The 18,071-nt window shown below is 64.1% G+C and carries 9 protein-coding genes and 1 pseudogene; 4 read left to right on the plus strand and 6 right to left on the minus strand.

Annotation, left to right across the window (positions count from 1 at the left end):
• Positions 1-38 precede the first annotated feature (38 nt).
• Together htpG and ACCQ01_RS13480 are read left to right on the plus strand one after the other, a co-directional pair.
• The gene (gene htpG / locus ACCQ01_RS13475; protein WP_228432224.1) at positions 39-1,943 is read left to right on the plus strand and encodes a molecular chaperone HtpG; all 1,905 of its coding nucleotides are present in this window, start codon (positions 39-41) and stop codon (positions 1,941-1,943) included.
• A gap of 256 nt (positions 1,944-2,199) precedes the next feature.
• A complete protein-coding gene (locus ACCQ01_RS13480; RefSeq protein WP_228432226.1) occupies positions 2,200-2,889 on the plus strand; it encodes a hypothetical protein in 690 nt (229 codons plus the stop codon).
• A gap of 166 nt (positions 2,890-3,055) precedes the next feature.
• Here the strand turns inward: ACCQ01_RS13480 and ACCQ01_RS13485 are convergent, their stop codons facing one another.
• From ACCQ01_RS13485 to ACCQ01_RS13500, 4 genes are all read right to left on the minus strand, one after another.
• On the minus strand, positions 3,056-5,431 hold the full coding sequence (locus ACCQ01_RS13485; RefSeq protein WP_228432228.1) for a glycoside hydrolase family 127 protein: 2,376 nt from the start codon (positions 5,429-5,431) through the stop codon (positions 3,056-3,058).
• Positions 5,432-5,581: 150 nt separating this feature from the next.
• The gene (locus ACCQ01_RS13490; RefSeq protein WP_228432229.1) at positions 5,582-8,458 is read right to left on the minus strand and encodes a TonB-dependent receptor domain-containing protein; all 2,877 of its coding nucleotides are present in this window, start codon (positions 8,456-8,458) and stop codon (positions 5,582-5,584) included.
• A 445-nt stretch (positions 8,459-8,903) separates the two neighbouring features.
• A complete protein-coding gene (locus tag ACCQ01_RS13495) occupies positions 8,904-10,670 on the minus strand; it encodes a DUF6055 domain-containing protein (RefSeq protein WP_228432230.1) in 1,767 nt (588 codons plus the stop codon).
• A 195-nt stretch (positions 10,671-10,865) separates the two neighbouring features.
• A complete protein-coding gene (locus tag ACCQ01_RS13500; protein WP_372358805.1) occupies positions 10,866-13,133 on the minus strand; it encodes a S9 family peptidase in 2,268 nt (755 codons plus the stop codon).
• A 36-nt stretch (positions 13,134-13,169) separates the two neighbouring features.
• Here ACCQ01_RS13500 and ACCQ01_RS13505 point away from each other — a divergent pair, with 36 nt between their 5' ends.
• Complete coding sequence (locus ACCQ01_RS13505; protein WP_228432346.1) at positions 13,170-13,379, plus strand: hypothetical protein; 210 nt, start codon at positions 13,170-13,172, stop codon at positions 13,377-13,379.
• Positions 13,380-13,442: 63 nt separating this feature from the next.
• Here the strand turns inward: ACCQ01_RS13505 and ACCQ01_RS13510 are convergent, their stop codons facing one another.
• The gene (locus ACCQ01_RS13510) at positions 13,443-15,797 is read right to left on the minus strand and encodes a Tat pathway signal protein (protein WP_228432234.1); all 2,355 of its coding nucleotides are present in this window, start codon (positions 15,795-15,797) and stop codon (positions 13,443-13,445) included.
• A gap of 695 nt (positions 15,798-16,492) precedes the next feature.
• Here ACCQ01_RS13510 and ACCQ01_RS13515 point away from each other — a divergent pair.
• Positions 16,493-17,571: pseudogene (locus tag ACCQ01_RS13515) on the plus strand (DUF5694 domain-containing protein); the annotation flags it as partial.
• A gap of 70 nt (positions 17,572-17,641) precedes the next feature.
• Here ACCQ01_RS13515 and ACCQ01_RS13520 read toward each other — a convergent pair.
• Positions 17,642-17,938 carry a hypothetical protein gene (locus ACCQ01_RS13520; protein WP_115530603.1) on the minus strand — a complete coding sequence of 99 codons (297 nt, stop codon included), beginning with the start codon at positions 17,936-17,938 and terminating at the stop codon, positions 17,642-17,644.
• Between the last annotated feature and the right edge of the window lie 133 nt (positions 17,939-18,071).

Below are 18,071 nucleotides of genomic sequence, written 5' to 3' on the forward strand. Positions count from 1 at the left end.
CCGCACTGCGGCCCAGGCCACCACGGAGCACGACCACAATGACCGTTGATACCGACAAGCAGACGCTGGGCTTCCAGACCGAGGTCAAGCAGCTGCTGCAACTGATGATCCACTCGCTGTATTCCAACAAGGAAATCTTCCTGCGCGAGCTGGTGTCCAATGCCGCCGACGCCGCCGACAAGCTGCGCTTCGAAGCCTTGGTCAAGCCTGAGCTGCTGGAAGGCAGCGGCGAGCTGCGCATCCGCGTCGACTTCGACAAGGAGGCGCGCACCGTCACCATCGACGACAACGGCATCGGCATGAGCCGCGAGGACGCGGTGTCCCACCTGGGCACCATCGCCAAGTCCGGCACCGCCGACTTCCTCAAGCATCTCAGCGGCGACCAGAAAAAGGACGCCAACCTCATTGGCCAGTTCGGCGTAGGCTTCTACAGCGCCTTCATCGTTGCCGACCAGGTGGACGTGTATTCGCGCCGTGCCGGCCTGCCCGCCAGCGACGGCGTGCATTGGTCCTCACGCGGTGAGGGCGAGTTCGAAGTCGCCAGCATCGACAAGCACGAGCGCGGCACCCGCATCGTGCTGCAGCTGAAGGACGGCGAAGAGTCCTTTGCCGATGGCTGGACCTTGCGCAACATCCTCAAGAAGTATTCCGACCACATCGGCCTGCCGATCGAGATGCGCAAGGAGCACTACGGCGAAGACGCCGACAAACCCGCCGAACCCGAGTGGGAAGTGGTCAACCGCGCCAGCGCGCTGTGGACGCGCCCCAAGAGCGAGATCAGCGAGCAGGAATACCAGGAGTTCTACAAGCACGTCGCGCACGATGCCGGTAACCCGCTGGCGTGGAGCCATAACAAGGTCGAAGGCAAGCTGGATTACACCTCGCTGCTGTTCGTACCCGGCCGCGCCCCGTTCGACCTGTATCACCGCGATTCGGCCAAGGGCCTGAAGCTGTACGTGCAGCGCGTTTTCATCATGGACCAGGCCGAACAGTTCCTGCCGCTGTATCTGCGTTTCATCAAGGGCGTGGTGGATTCGGCCGACCTGTCGCTCAATGTCTCGCGCGAGATCCTGCAGTCCGGCCCGGTGGTGGATTCGATGAAGTCCGCGCTGACCAAGCGTGCGCTGGACATGCTGGAAAAACTGGCCAAGGACAAGCCCGAGGAATACGCCACGTTCTGGCGCAACTTCGGCCAGGCGCTGAAGGAAGGCCCCGCCGAGGATTACGCCAACCGCGAAAAGGTCGCCGGCCTGCTGCGTTTCTCGTCCACCCACGACACCACCGGCGCGCAGAGCGTGGCGCTGGCCGATTACGTGGGCCGCATGACCGAAGGTCAGGACAAGCTGTACTACCTCACCGGCGAGAGCTATGCGCAGATCAAGGACAGCCCGCACCTGGAGGTGTTCCGCAAGAAGGGCATCGAAGTGCTGCTGCTCACCGACCGCATCGACGAATGGCTGATGAGCTACCTCACCGAATTCGACGGCAAGTCGTTCGTGGACGTGGCACGCGGCGACCTCGACCTGGGCAAACTGGACTCGGAAGAAGACAAAAAGGCGCAGGAAGAAGTCGCCAAGTCCAAGGAAGGCCTGGCCTCGCGCATCAAGGCAGCGCTGGGCGACGACGTGGCCGAAGTACGCGTCTCGCACCGCCTGACCGATTCCCCGGCGATCCTGGCCATCGGCCAGGGCGACCTGGGCCTGCAGATGCGTCAGCTGCTGGAAGCCAGCGGCCAGGCCGTTCCGGAAACCAAGCCGGTGTTCGAATTCAACCCGGCCCACCCGCTGATCGAAAAGCTGGATGCGGAACAAGATATGGACCGGTTTGGCGATTTGAGCCGGGTGCTGTTCGACCAGGCTGCGCTGGCGGCGGGTGATAGCCTCAAGGATCCGGCAGGGTATGTGCGGCGGTTGAACAAGTTGTTGTTGGAGTTGTCGGCTTAAAGCTTACGACACACTGGTGATACACCAAGACCGGCGCATGCGCCGGTCTTTTTTTATGTCTATCCTGGCTTATGGAAGACGCCTCACCTGCGTCGCAGATCACTTACCGAGTGGAACGTCATCATCAGAGCGTTGAACGCGCGCCAGCCGCCACTGTGAGTGCAGCAGGCATGCCACCCGCACTCCCGACATGGCCAATACATAAAACAATTGAATTGACCTGACTCCGGCAATGCAACAAGGCAGAACTGCAATGATGAACAATCGTTTCCTACTTGCACTGCTCGCCGCTTTGGCGGCCTCATTTCCGGCATGGAGTTCGGATATCGGCAAACCAGCAACTTGGCAATCATCGCGATCCGCTGAACTCAATCGAACCCGCGACCTTCCCAAATTGACCGAAGCATTGATCGCCAATTTCGATCCCGATGGCAACATCGTCCCAACAACCGTCAGCGAAGCGCAATTCATCGATCTTGATAACGATGGAACGTTGGAGCTTGTTGCGCTGGTCGACTATGCGGGACGACAGTTTTTCAGCACGATGATTGTCATCACGACCGTCAATGCAAAGCCGGTCGTGGTGACATACCGCAGCAACGGCGCCAACATGGATCGCCTGGGCGAGCGCATCATTACAGAACCTGAAAACCCGAAAAAATTGATTGTCGCAGACCGTTTCATCGGGGGATACAAAGGGTCGACGGCAAGCGCCAAAGAACAGCGACTTCTGGAACTCAGATCGGCCACACTGGAGGATGTCAGCGCGCACTATCCCAGTTACTACCTCACCAAGCGTCTACCCGCACTGGAAAAACAGGCCCGCATGTCTGCTCCAGTCGATAATGCAGACGACGTCGGGCTTGGCTCGATGAATTCCGACGAGAATAGGCGTGTGCTCAGGCAGGAGATAGAACGGGCTCGGGAACAGTCGCTAGGCAAGTGATGCATTGGTTCCATCCGTGCCTGGATTTGAGACGCTCCCATAGAGTATCGCCAGCTGCTGCGGCGTAGATGGATCGATTGGCTCGTCCACATGCCGCACCCGTAGTCGGGCTGTCGATGGGATGACTCGCTCTCATCGTGGATCGTGAGCTTGGGTCGGCACAAGTTCACGCCGACTCCAGCACCCAACACCCGAACGCCGGGCCGGCCGAATAGCCGGTCTCCGGTTCGATGCGGATCTGCAGAGTGGCACGGCCGGCCAGTGCTGCAGGCAAGGCGTAATCCACATCGACGAAGTCCAGGCCGCGGTTGCCGTCCAGGCGTTCGTTGGTAATGAGTTCGCCGTCGGCGAGGATGCGGAAGCGGCGGCGGGTTTCGTCGCCCCAGTAGCGCAGGCGCAGCACGCGGGCGGCTGCGGTGTTGCGCAGGGTAAAGGCGATGAAGCCGCCGGTGCGGGCGTCACGGCCGGCGCGGCGGCGGTAGCTCAGTGCGTAGGAGCCGTCGCTCTGCAGGGCGTGCGCTTTTTCAGACGCGTCGTCGCCCAGGGCGACCCAGTCCAGGGCGCTGGCATCGAGCGCATGCTGGCGTGCGGCTGCGGCGTCCTGTTCGGCCTGGCGTTGCTGCCAGTCGTTGGCACTGCGGTGTTCCAGGTAGACCGCGCTGCGGCGGTCGAACTGCGCGTAGAACGGTGAAAAGCGCCAGTGTTGGCCGCCGTCGCTGTAGACGTAGCTGCCCTGCTCTGCCGCTGGTTGCAGCTGCTGCAGGACCTCGTCACCGCCGATCAGCGCCGGCGTCTTGCCCGACCACGGCGTGGCGGCATCGCCCAGATCTGCCGCCAGCACCAATGGCCCGCGCAGCACCGAGACCCAGGCGGGGTCATCGGGCGTGGCTTCCAGCCGCAATGGCATTTGCAGGCTGAGGTTGAGCGTGTCGCCTGGGTGCCAGATGCGCGTGACCCGCAGATAGCCATCGACCGGCGCTGCGTCCACGACCGCGCCATTGAGCTGCAGCACCGGCGCGGCCGCCCAGCCGGGTACCCGCAGCGAGAGCGTGCGCTGCGCTGCCGGCGCAGCGTCGATGCGCAGCGAGACGCTGCCTTGCGCCGGCAGCGCGCTGTGCAAGGTCATGTCCAGTCCGGCTGCGTTCCGCACGCGTGACGGCACATACAGATTGATCGCCACGCCCTGCCCGTCTTCCCAGTAAATCGAGTCACCGAACTGGGCGTGCGCTTCCATGCCGCTGCCGACGCAACACCAGAAATCATCGAACGGCGATGACCAGCCGCGGGCCTCGCCGGCCAGCATCGGTGTCATGTAGGTGAACATGCCGGTGCGTGGATGCTGCTGCGCCATCACGTGGTTGAGCAGCGTGCGCTCGTAGTAATCGAAGTACGCGGCTTGCGGACCCCATTGGTACAGGTGTCGGGTGAGCTTGAGCATGTTGTAGCTGGAACAATGTTCGCAGGTCTGCTCGGTGAGAAATTTCGAGATGCTGTCCGGCTGCTGGAAATATTCGCGGTCGCCATTGCCACCGATGACATAGCTGTGATGGTCGGTGACGGTGTTCCAGAAGAACCGCGCCGCCGCGCCGGAAGCCGCATCACCGGTCACTTCATACTCGCGGGCCAGACCGATGAGTTTGGGGATGTTGGTGTTGGAATGCTGATGCACCAGTTCGTCGCGCTGGGCGATCAACGGGTCAAGCACAGCGTGATGATGCAGACGCTGCGCCAGTGCCAACCACTGTGCATCGCCGGTGCGCACGTGCAACTCGACGAAGGACTCGTTGAGCCCGCCGAACTCGCACGAGAGCACCTTCTGCAGCTGCGTGTCGTCCAGTGCGGCAAAGATACCCTGCAGGTAGCCGGCCAGTGCCACCGCCACCTGCAGTGCTTGCGCGTTGTCGCAATGCACATGCACGTCGAGCAGGCCGGCGAACAGCTTGTGCCAGGTGTACAGCGGTGCCCAGCTGCCGTTGAGATAGAACGGTAGCGGCTCGATCTTGCCGCGCTTGAGTTCGTCGAACAACGCACGGCCGCTCTCGATCTGGCCGGCCGCATTCTTGCGGGTGAAGCCGGCCACGTAGCCATCGCCGGCATGCGCCTGGCAGCGTGCGAGTTCGGCCACCAGATAGCTGGCGCGCGTGCGGCACTGCGCATCGTCGGTTTGCGCATGCATCAGCACCAAGGCACTGAGGTAGTGCCCCAGCGTGTGGCCGGCGATGGTGTCCGCTTCCCAGCCACCGTAGGCGGGGGCCTTGGGATCGAGACCGGCGTACAGCACGAAGTTGTGCAGCAAGCGGTCCGGCTGCAAGCGCATCAGATAACGGCGATTGGTGTGCAACGCATCCAGAAACAGCGACGGCATCAGCCGCACCTGCGCCAGCGGCACCGCGCGGATGCTGCCGGGCTGCGCCGCGGCGGCCTGGGCTGGAAAACGCAGGAATCCGGCCGCCACCGTCATGCTGCTCCAGGCCAGAAACCGACGCCGCGACAGGCTCAGCGCAGCATCGTTCACGTCATCATTGGGGTGTGCATGCGTCATCGGACCAGCTTAGCTCCTGTAGGCAACGGCGCAGTGCGCACGCGGTTGCAGTCTGCGGTGGTCGGCCTTGCGCTCGGCGGTGTTGCGGCGTTGTTGCGACGATGGAACGCAAGCGCCGGCTGCACGCACACACGCCCACCACTGCGCCAGTCAGAACTTCACCGTGGCACGCGCCCAATAGAACCGGCCCAACAAATCGTAAGTAGCCACGTCAGTGTTGGCGTTGCCAACATTGTTGGAGTAATACAGCGGCGGCTGCTTGTCGGCGATGTTGTCCACACCCACTTCGAAACGCGTGTGCCACGGTTGCACCTCGTAGCCCAGCTGCAGATTGTTGTAGACATAGGCGCCGATCTTGCGCACCACGGTGGGCCGGCTGGAATCGGCCGACAGGCTCTGATCCGGATCGGAATTGCCGATGGCGGTATTGCCGACGTAACGGATGCGCCAGGTTGCGCTCCAGTCGCCCAACGCCCAGCTCACTGTGCCCAGGCCACGCCAGCGCGGGAAGTTGCCATAGGCCTGGGTGTAGCGGCCCACATTGTGGATAGTGACCGAGCTGGGGTCGGTGGTGTCGGGCAGCACGTCATAGCGCGTGAGATAGGTGCCATTGAGGCCGACATTGACGTTACCCCATGCGGTTTCCGGCAGACGATAGGTCAGGTTGAAGTCGATGCCCTTGGCCCACAGCTTGCCCAGATTTACGGTGGGCTCGGCGATGTAGTTGATGGTGCCGTTGCCGTTGCGATGGATCAGCGGGCAGAACGCACTGGCAGAATTCGCATAACACTGATTGAGCACGGTCTGCGCGGAGACGGTGGTGATGGTGTCTTCCAGATCGATGCGCCACCAGTCCGCGCTCAGCGAGAGGCCATCGATCCATTGCGGGTCGTACACCAGGCCCACGTCATAAGATTTACCGGTCTCCGGTTTCAGCTGGTAACCGGCCACCGCTGCGCCGGACACCTTGCCCGACACCTGGCCATCGGACTGCTGATAGCTGCCATCGGTGGGCACGTTGGCACACGCCACGCTGCTACCGCCGGTGTAGCCATTGCATGGGTCGTTGACGGTGGCCGCATCGCCGGCCACGCCGGCATACAGCTCGTTGATATTGGGCGCGCGGAACACCTGCGAGACCGTGCCACGCAGCAGCAGGTTTTCGATCGGGCGGTACTCCAGCGACACTTTGCTATTGGTCTTGCTGCCCACCGAGCTGTAGTCGGAAAACCGCGTGCCCAGGGTGATGTTCAAGGCATTGATACCCGGCAGGTCCTTGAGCAGCGGGAACAGCGCTTCTGCATAGGCCTCCTTGACATCGAAGCTGCCGCTCAACGTGGAGGCGCAGTATTCGATCACGCCGCACAAGCCGTCCTCATCGCCCGTCCACAACGGGTCGGAGGTGGTGGTGGAGCGCTCCTTGCGATACGACAGACCGGCTGCCAGGCTGGCTGCGCCGGCCGGCATCTCGAACAGCGTGCCGTTGGCATTGGCCTCGAACTGCTTGACCGTGTAGACGCTGGTGACAATCGGGTTGACCACCATGCTCTGCAGGGTTGCGAGGTTGGAGCTGTCGTTGAGGTTGAAGAAATTTAGCGGCGTGCAGCCGGCGATCGCCGCGCCCGCGCTGCCGCACTTGACCACGCCATCGCTGTCCAGGAACGACGGACCGATGGCCTGATTGAAGGTGGCGTAGTCCAGGAAGCCGTTGTTGATCGACTTCTGCTTGACCTTGCCGTAGTTGAACGTGGCATCCCATTGCCAGGAGCTGTCACCGAAGCGCCCGCGCAGGCCGGGGCTGATCTGGAAGTTGTAGGTGTTGTACTGGTAGCTGCGATTGCCCAGCACGGTGGCGCGGGTATTGAAGTCGTTGTACGAGGTGCCGGAGCTGCGATCGGTGCCGAAATTCACCCCGAATGGGTTGTAGTAACTCTGCGACGACACCAGGATGTTGTCGCCGTTGGAAAAGATCGGGATCGGCGCGATGATCGAGGCGGATTCGGTTTTGCTGAACCATGTGTTGACGTAGCCCTCCACGCTGTCGCTGAAGCGATACGTGCCCAGCACAAAGGCATTGGTGCGCTTTTGCGGTGTCTGCAACAGGTTGAACGGCTGGTAGTTGTAGGAATCGGCAGCGGCGTCGTAACAATGGAAATCGCCGGGCCCGGCACGGCCGCTGACACCGCCATTGAGTGTGACACGCGTACAGCCATTCGCTTGCCGCAGCTGATTTGAAGCCTCGGAGCCATCGTTGAAATTGACGGTGCCGGTGGGCGTTGCGGAGGAGCCCTGCTTCACCGGCACGCCATCGGTGAGCGCCAGCGCATCCTTGGAATAGTCACGCGCGGCGGCAGAAACCGGGTCGATGTTGTGATACGACAGACCCGCAATCAGGCTGCCACGCTCGAAGGTCTTCCCGGCGGTGAGCGCGAAATTGCGGCGATTACCATCGCGCTCCTTGCTGGTGCCGAAGTCGCTACTGAATTGCACACCATCAAAGCGCGTACGCAGGATGAAGTTGACCACACCACCAATGGCATCGGACCCATACACCGCCGACGCACCATCGCTGAGTACCTCGATGCGTTCGATCATGCTGGCCGGAATGGCATTGACGTCGTTGTAGGCAAGCCGAATGCCGTTGACCAGGACCAGCGTGCGCTTGTCGCCCAGACCACGCAGCGATACGGCCGACGCACCGGTGCCGCCGCCATTGTTGGTGTACGGGTTGGTGGCATTGCCGGCAATGGACGGCAGCTCCTGCAACAGGTCGCCTACAGTGGCCTTGCCGGTGGCGGCAATCTGCTCCTGGCTGACGGTCACCACCGGGTTGGCGGTTTCGGTATCCACTCGGCGCAGGCGCGAGCCGGTGACCACCACGCTGTCGAGTGTCTGTGTTGCATCGCCGGCAGCTGGGGTCTGTTGCGCATGCAGATCCGCCCCCACTGTCAGGCCCAGGGCTGCGGCGACGGAAAGACTCAGGAACGAAGGACTGCGCACCGGACGTAACGGCAAAGAAAACGACATCGGAACTCCTCGGAAATCATTCATGAGAAGCAGTGCGGCCTAGCAGACTGAGCCGGCCGCATCACGCGTTGACGCAAAGAGGACTGCATTGCCTAAGACGCGACGCGTCTGAAGACATGTGCATCAGCAGGTAATGCGCGTACCAACACGCGCTTTGTCATCGGTGCGTCACACTTTAGGCAGCACCGCCACCCGACGTCTTGTCGCATTTGCAACGCATTGGCGCGGAAACTTGCACGATCGATGGACGGTCGACGCCGACGTCGGCGCAGTGCACATGTATTGGCGGGGCAACTCCGCCGACTTTCAGCGGCTGACCGCGCGCATAGCAGACTGCAGCGCAGGTGCGGATCTGCGCGTGCGCGCCTCAGGAACGTGGGATCGGCAGCCGAACAGCCATCTGCGCTCCCAACCCCACGGCAATCAGTGCATGCGACCACTCACCTCATCGGCAGGGTTGTGGCTCGAACTGATGGCCGTTGGTATTCCAGTTCCGATCCAGGCCATCGTCGCCTTTATAGGCATAACAGGTCGCGGCCGGGCCCACTAGCGGAGTGGCGCCCTGAATACTAACCTCATAGGGAAACCGCGCAGCTGCCTGGCCCGCCAGCTGCTCTTCCCCGGTAGGCACCTCGGAGTAGCGATACGGCGTGGCGGTGACCACCAGGTAGTGCGTGATGCCTTTACCGCCTTGCAGCGGGAATGACGCAGTCGCCGACGCAGTGCCGTCCACCGCAACCAACGGCGCGTAGCGCGGATGCGCCTGGGCATCCAGTGAGACCACAGTGAATCGCCACGACGCCTGATCAGCGCGGGTCTTGCCGGTCAAGCTGACCTTGATCGAGGTCGCCGAGCTCAGCGGCGTCAACGGAATCACGTGCGTGCCGTAGATGTTCAACGGGCGCTCCGGCGACGATGCGTAGCGGCCGGGCGCCGCCAGGGGCTTGAGCGGCACATAGCGTTTGCCAGCGGCGTTGCCGTTGCCGATATCGAGCATCGCCTTTTGGCTGACGAAGTCGAACGCCGCTAAACGTGCGCCATAGCGGCCCACGGTGTCGGCGAACGAACGATACCCGTTTGGAAACTGCCCGCCCTGCTGACCCAGGCGCACCAGGGTCTCTACCGGCAGTTCCAGGGTGTCGCCATCGGCATTGCGCAGGTTCTTCAGCCACATGTCCCAGACCAGTGACCGGGTGGCATCGTTTTCGTCCAGATACATCAACCACGGATGCGCGCCGTAGCGGCTTTGCGGAAAGAACGGGCCGTTTTCCAGATTCGAGTAGTAGTACGCCAGCCATTGGTCGTCCATGCGCGTTGTCTGGTACGCGCTCCAGTTGGCGTTGGTTTCCCAGAACCACCCGGCCGCCTGCTTGTTGCGATAGCCGCCGCTGTAGAACTGGATGACATGGGTAAATTCGTGTGCAATTGAAAATGACCCATAGCCCAGCGCCCACGACGAGGCGCCGATGGCCTGACCACCGGAGGCGCCGCATTCGGTAAGGTCTCCGCCTTGCACATAAGGTAGGCCGGTTGCGCACATGTACACATTAATGCGCTTGGGTTTGGCTGCAGTTGCATACGGCATCGGTGCACCGAGCGCCTGTGCGTTCATGTCCCAAACCTGCTCCAGCCAACGCGCGCTTTGGGCGACAAAATCCTTCCACACCAGTCCGCGGCTGGCCACGTCGCGGTAACTCTCGCCATTGCGATCGATGCCGTACCACAACGCAAAGTGCTGCGTTTCGTACTTCTGCACAGAACCATTGGCCAGCATCGCGGCAGTGACCGTCTCGGGCTCGGCCTCGGTGACATAGCGGCGGGTGTCCTTGCGGATTGGATGTGCCTTGGCGACATTGGCAACATAGCGGCGGTCAGGCTCTCCAAACGAATTGAGTTGATAGCGCCGGCGGCAGCCATCGGCACTCTCCAGCACCACCGTGCGCCAGGATTGCGAAGACGCCTCCCCGACGGCAACGACCAACCTGGCATCGAAGGGCTGCCCCTGCGCAATGCCGGCGTTGTTCGGTTTTCCGGCGTCCGGTTGCCCATTGTTGGGCGTCCAGGTGCGTAGCGGCTGCGCCGCCCCCCAGGGATAGCGTTGCGAGAGGCTCTGGCAACCGACCGTTTCGGCCGCCATTGCCAGACTGGGCAGCGACATCGAAAGGACGGCGCCAAGTATCCAGCGCGTGACGGGGATGAGATGTTGCGTCATTGTCGGGTCTCCAAAACGAAGTGCAGGGATGCATGTGAATCGGGTCGTGCAAGTGGGCAGTGGGATCGCCGGTCGGTCTTGCGATGCAGCCGCGATTACCGATGAGCTGCGGGAGACGCCGACTCACAAGCGCAGTTTTTCGGCGGCGTTCGGCTGGATCGCCACGTTGCGCAACGCCGGCCTGCCAATCCGTTGTCATGGCGCGGGCACTGCGGCAGAGACCTGATTCCACTCCGGCGTCGGAGTGCGGTGCAACCAGCGCTGGAAAAAATCCAACAGGCGGCGCTTGCCGTAGTCACCGCCTGCGCCGTGATCGCCGCCGGGCACCACCAGCAGGTCGAAATCCTTGCCCGCCTTGATCAGGCGATCGGCCACCTGGAAGGTGCTGGCAGGATCGACATTCTTGTCCATGTCGCCGGTGACCAGCAGCAAATGGCCCTGCAGGCGCGCGGCGTTTTCCACGTTCGAGGATTCGGCGTACCACGGCCCCACCGGCCAGCCCATCCATTGCTCGTTCCACCAGATCTTGTCCATGCGATTGTCGTGGCAGCCTGAGTTCGCCACGCCGGCCACGTAGAACTCGGGATGGAACAGCAACGCGCCCAGCGCGTTCTGCCCGCCGGCCGAGGTGCCGTACACGCCCACCCCGCCGCGAATGTCGTACCAGGGGTAATGTGCGGCGGCCGCCTTGTGCCAGGCGATGCGGTCCGGCAAGCCGGCGTCTTTAAGATTGCGCCAGGCCACGTCGTGAAAAGCGCGCGAGCGGTTGTTGGTGCCCATGCCGTCGATCTGCGCCACCGCAAAGCCGAGCCCCGTCAGCGGCGGCGTGCGCGTGGTGAAGCGCTTCGGCACGAACGAGCCCTGCGGCCCGGCGTAGATGTATTCGACGACGCGATACGGCTGCTGGGCATCGAGCTGCTGGGGGCGGAAAATGACGCCCCAGATCTCGGTCTTGCCATCGCGCCCGGGGGTATGGAACGGCAACGGCGGCTGCCAACCGGCCGCCAGCAGGTGGCTTAGATCTGTGCGCTCCACCGTGTGTACCAGGCTGCCATCCGCACTGCGCCGCAGCTCCAGTACCGGCCCCAGGTCCACGCGCGAAGACAGGTCCAGAAACCAGCGCCCGTCCGGCGAATAACGCACATCATGATCGGCGGCCAGCGGGGTCAGCGCGGTCAGGCCGGTGCCGTCCAGGCCGATGCGATAGGCATGGCGGTAGTACGGGTCTTCACCGGGTTGCATGCCGGAGGCGCTGAAGTACACCTGCCCGGCCGCCTCGTCGACATGATCGAGCCTGCGCACCACCCACTCGCCACGGGTGACCTGGCGCATCACGCGACCAGTGCGGCCATCGTAGAGATACAGGTGTTCCCAGCCATCGCGCTCGGAGGCCCACAGCAGTTGCGCGCCATCGGCAAGATCGTGGCGCGCGTACTTGCCGCCGTCTTCGTTGTCGCCACTGAGTGGCGAGTACTCGATAAAGGTGGGCGAGGTTTCCTCGATCACGGTGCGCGCAACGGCGGTGCCTGCATCCACTTCGATCACGCGGTACAGCTGATGCCCGCGTGCGTTGTATTCGAAGGTCACGCCGCGGCTGTCCTTCCACCATTGCAGCTCGCTAAGGGTGAAGGCGTTGGGCAGCAGGGTCATGTCCACCGGGCGCGCGGTGCGCGTGGCCACGTCGAACAGCACTGGCTGCATCACCGGCAATGGGTCGCCGGGCTTGGGATAGACCTGCTGATGCAGCTTGGGTTGCACGCGATCGGCCGGCGCCGATTCGAGGTAATACACGATGTGCGGCGGCGGCGCCTTGACCCGATAGGCGGCCACATGTTGCGAGTCGGGCGACCACACCACCGTGTCGATGGCGTAGAAGTCGCTCGCACTGCCATCGTCACTGATGGCCGTTGGCGTGCCGCCGCCCACCGGGGCGATCAGCAGATTGCCCTGCTCCACCCACACCCGCCAGCGCCCGTCCGGCGAGTGCTTGGCATAGCGCGCGCCCTGCTTGAGCGGGAAACTCATGTCCATCGACTCGGGCCGCACATCGCGCTCGGGCAGGTGCGTGCAGCGGTAACGCACCAGCTCGCACTGCCAGCCAAGATCTGCCAGCTGAAAGCGCAGCGTCTGCTGTTCCAGCGCAGGATCCTGCAGTTGCAGCGCTGCCGCATCCACGTTGTGTGCGCCGGCCTGGGTCAGCGCGGCGGCAAGACGTGCGTGGTCGAAGGCAGGCGTGTTGCGCCCGCTGGCCGCGTCCACCAGCCGGTACTCGATTGCCGGCGCCTGGCCCTGGCGCATGCTCCCGCGCCGGTACAAAAAGCGCTGCGCATCCACCCATACCGGCGCGCTGGGCTGGCGGTCGACCAGGGCGTCGTAGCGGTCGGTCAACCCGATCGCCGCGGTGTACTGCGCCGGTGTGGGCTCGGCAGGCTGCGCCGCCGCGTGCGCCAGCGTTGGCAGCATCGCGATGCTTAGGCAGCACGCGATGACAATACGAAAGTGCGACAGGCGCGCGGGACGTTGCAACTGCAGGAGCATGGGCCGATCCAGGTGAGAAAGCCGGTGATGGGTGAAGAGCGGCATCGACACTTGCCAAGCGCCAACCCGCCGCAGCGCGATAGCAGTTGGTGGCTGGGCGCACAGGTCGGCTATTTCTTCGATACGTCAAAAGACGAGCATCCAGAACGCGCCGCTACCGGTGCAACATAGGCGGTTCGCAAGCGGCTACACGCCTACGCGCCCCCCAGCATGCAGGCCCGCACCAGCGCACGCTCAGCCGTACCACCCCTGCACGCTCACCGTGCCACCGGTACCAGGCAATGCCACACGGTCACCGTGCGGCCCGTGCAGGCGTGCCGGCTTTCCGTCCACCTCTGCCCGTTGCAGGCGCGTGCCGTGCGGTGGGCGCATGCTGAGCCAAGTCTGCTGCGGGCTGCGCGCGGGTAGCACCACCTGCGCATTGATGCGGCGCTGCTCCGGCAGTGCCTGCAGCGTCAGCGTGACCGTGCCCCAGCGCGTGGGCGCAGCGGTGATGCCGACCATCTTGCCGGTGCCGAGCCAAGCGCGCGGCACTGCACGTGCCAGGAATAGCTGCTCGCCGGCGCTGTCATCGCTGACCAGCATCCAGCGCAGCAGCAGCGGGATGGTCATCTGCGCGGGAATGCAGAACAGCGGCATGCCACCGGTGATGCCACTGACCTCGCCGGCCGTCCAGCTGCCGCGCGTGTGCACCTGATAACGATGCGCGTACAAAAACAGCAGGTACTCTTCGATGCGGTCCAACCGCAGCAGTTGTTGCGCATAACCGTAGGAAATAAAGCCAAGCAGATCGCGGCTGCCGGGTTCGGGCGGCGCGATGTTGGCCACCACGCCCAGGCTGGTGCCGCCGTGGCCACGCAGGCAATCGATCACCAGGTTGGCCAATGCATCCGGCAGCACATCGGCCTGCAATAGTTCGGCATAGGCACGGTGCGGCCATTGCTGTTCGCTGGGTTTTTCCTGCAGCAGCGATTGCCGGAACGTCAGCGTGGTGCCTGGCAATGGCCCCACGTACGGCGGTGAGAGATCGCGCCGCACGTTGGCCCGCAGGCTGGCTTCGAGACGTGCGCGCAGTTGCCGGGCGCGGCGCTGCCAGTCCTGCGCGACGGATGGCTCACCGCCAAGCGTGCGCCAAACCTGTGCGATGTCTTCCCAGCCGCGAATGGTCAGTGCGCTGTTGGCGTAATACGGCTTCCACCACAGCGACGGATCGGGGAACAGGCAGGCATCGGATTCGTTCCAGCCATGCAGCAGGCCGTGGCCATGGGCGTTACGCGGCAACGCCAGCGCCTGGTCGTGCAAGGTGCATAACACCTGCGCGGTGGCGGTGATCCTGAGCAGATGCCGGCGCAGGCGCGTGACATCACCGGTGTACTGCAGATAGCGCGCCAGCAGCGACAACGTCAGCCCGGATTGCCCGACCTCCGGCCCACGCATGTTCGGCAGGCCGTCGTCCTGCACGAACCTCTCGAAATAGTTGTCCAGCACCGCGGCGGCCTGGTCGAAGCGCCCCCACTCCAGGTTGGCGTAGAAGGAACTGGTAAAGGTGTCCTGAAAGCCGTCGTATTCGTTGCCGTAGTAGTCGCGCTCCACCGCGCCGTACTTGGGGTAGTCGCCGCCGGGGCGCACCACCAGTTCGCGCGCAAACGCAAACTGCGCCATGTCGTTCCAGCTGGCATCGGGCAGCTGCGCCTGCACCGTGCCGCTAAGTGCGTGCTGCCAGTACGCGGCAAAATCGAGCAGCGCCGCATAGAACTGCCCGGCACTGGCCTCGCCACGCACCGGGCCGAACGCGGGGTAGCTGTGGGTGTAGTGCACCGCCACGATCTGCCCACCTTTCACCTGCATGGTGCGGTGCCAGGTCTGCACCACGAAGCGATCGGTGGCGCGCACATCGGCAAACACCAGCACGTCGTACCACGCATCGGCCTGGCCATCGTGGCGCATGACCTTGCGCACCGCCGGCATCCAGCCGCCGAGCATGCCCTCCTCGCGCCGCTTGATCAGCGCCTCGTCGCCCAACGCGGCAAAGGCATGTTCCGGGCGCGAGGTGCGGCTGCGGCCGTTGGGCAGGATGGGCATGGTGTCGAGCGCTTCGCGCGTGCCGACAAACGTGGTCCACGGCCAGCGCCCGCCATTGTCCTTGGGATCGAGCAGCGAGGCCGGCGGTGGCGCCACGTCGCGCACCTGCGCCTCGTCCGGGTCGCCATCGCGCAGCAGGCGGTCGGCAAGCAGATCCGCCTCGGCCATCGCTACCTCGGCCAGCGGCAGGCCGAAATACGGCTTACCCGCGGCGGGATAGGCAGGCTCGGTGCGCTTGTCCAGGCGCAGCATGCCGCTGTCGGTCCAGAGCGTCAGCTGGCCTTGCGGGTCGTCGAGATGCTCGTAGACGGTCCAGTCCTGGTCCAGGTGGCGAAACCGGCACAGCGTGCTGCCAACATGCGCCGCCGAAGGCAGCGCTTCCAGGCGCGGACGCAGCGGCACGGGCGCGGCGCCGCCGGCCACCGCAGCCGGTACCGCACCGGCACCCGCCACGCCCACCACGGCGGTGGCGGCAATCCCCTGCCGCAGAAACGTTCGACGGTCCATCGTTGCGCCCCATTCAAGTCTCGACTTCGCATCGTGCGCGCGCACTGGCGCCACGTCTTGTGGCCGCTGCCTGGCAGGGGTGCGGAAATCTGCACAGGTGCGCGGGAGGCTGCAGGCACGTGGAGCTCAGGCATGTGGGGGCTTCGCGCGTAGCGAACCAGCGGGGTTATCAGCGTAGGCAGTCTTTGACGGGTGCTCGCGTCGCCACGGACGGGATCAATAGCGGCATGGATGCCACCAACAAGACGTCGCGGGTGGATGCACGGTGCGCGCGGTGCCAGACACGTCACGCGCCTGCACGTTGCAGATGCCAGCGTCTGCTGCCTGATTGCGTTGCATGCGGACATGCGTCCCGGACTCACGGTGATGAAGACCGCGATTGAAACCCACATCGCTAATCGCAAGCGAGACAGCTCAATGCACATCAGGCAGCTGCATCAACAACGACGCCGCACAGGCACTCAACGGCAACGGGCCGCCTGCGAACCCCGCGCACGCACAGCCATCAGGCGCAGTGACTTATCGCCTATTGTTTCCAAGCGTACGCGGCAACGACACTCGTCATGCGCCATTGGCTCCACAGCGCACTGCGATCACCCAGACCAAAGACAACGCAACCACACGCGGCGCCGCGTCCATCTGCAGGCCGGCACGTTCACCGGTTCCGCATCCGCGCACCACCTCAAGGAATGAAGATGCATCTGCATGCGTTTAGATGGGCCCTGTCGTTTGCGCTCGTATTGCCTAGCCTCGCACAGGCGCAGGCCACCCACGTTGACCTGTCCACGCTGGATGCGGAGATGGCCGGCCCGCGCACGCCGGTTCTGGTGTTGGGGAGCGTGCATCTGTCGCAGCTGCCGAAGGGGAGCGATGTCAGCACCGCGCGCCTGCAACCGCTGCTGGAGCGCCTTGCCGCGTTCAAGCCGGACATCATCACCATTGAAGGCTGTCTGGCGAAACCTGCGACCTGATGCGGCGGCATCCAGCGGTGTATCTGGCCGAGGACGTGGCCGCGTATTGCCCGGACACGGCCGCCGCGCAGGCCGCCACCGGGCTGGACGTGCCCGCGGCAATCGCCCAGATGCGCACGCTGTTGAAGACCATGGCGCGCACATCCACACCCGCGCAGCGCCGCCACCTGGCCGCGGTGTTCCTGGCTGCAGGCGACCCTGCATCGGCCAGCGTGCAATGGATGCAACTGCCGGCCGCCGAACAACATGCAGGCGATGGCCTGGACCAGGCGCTGGTGACCTGGTTGCGCGCGTATCAGGACCGCCCCAACGAGAGCCAGCAGATTGCCGCACGCCTGGCGGCGCAACTCGGCCTGCAGCGGGTCTATCCGGTGGACGACCACACCGGCGACAACATCGATCTGGGCGACCCGGCGGCGTACGGCAAGGTGATCCAGGCCCAGTGGGAACAGGCCGCACCACACGCCAAGCCAATGCGCGACCAGGAAGATGCGCTGGCATCGCAGGGCCGCCTGCTGGAGCTGTATCGCGCGATCAATAGGCCCGGCAACGCGCAGCTCGCGGTGGATGTCGATTTCCGCGCGGCGCTCCGCGACAGCTCACCGGAGCATTACGGGCAGCGGTATGTGGCCGGTTGGGAAGCGCGCAACCTGCGCATGGTCTCCAACATCCGCACCAGCTTCGGCGATCGACCCGGTGCACGCGTGCTGGTCATCGTTGGCGCAATGCATAAACCGTGGTTCGACAGCCTGCTGGGGCAACTGCAAGGCATCGATATCGTCGATGCACAACAGGTGCTTGGCGCACCTTTCCCGGTGAGCCGCGGTGGCGTGTCGCACGTTCACTGCGCTCACGCCCGCGAGCCGCGCTCGCTCAGGCCAGCACGTCCAACAGGCTGCCCAGCGCTTCGTCGGAGCGCCGCAGCACGTTGGCGTTGGCCTGAAAATCATTGCGCGCGGACAGGCCGGCCACCAGATCGGTGGCCAATGCGGACGGATCCGCCGCCGCATCCACCACGCTGGCAGTCACACCGCCGCCGGCCTGCGTGCTCGCCGCCACGGCCTGGCGCGGGCTGCCTTCCACCGGCTGACGCGCCACATTGCTGGCGGCCACTTGCTGGCGCATGGCGGCCACCTGCATTCCGGAACTGGCGATGGTGCTGATGCTCATGGTGGCTCCGGACTGAGAACAAGGAAAAAACGACAAACGCCTACTGCAACCATCAACTGGCCGATGCGAACCGCCAGCCAGGCGCCACACCCGTCCAGCACATCACGGCCTGCCGATCACCGGCGGCCAATCC

This window comes from Xanthomonas sp. NCPPB 4037, assembly GCF_041475695.2.
In the GTDB taxonomy this organism is placed as follows: Bacteria; Pseudomonadota; Gammaproteobacteria; order Xanthomonadales; family Xanthomonadaceae; genus Xanthomonas; species Xanthomonas campestris.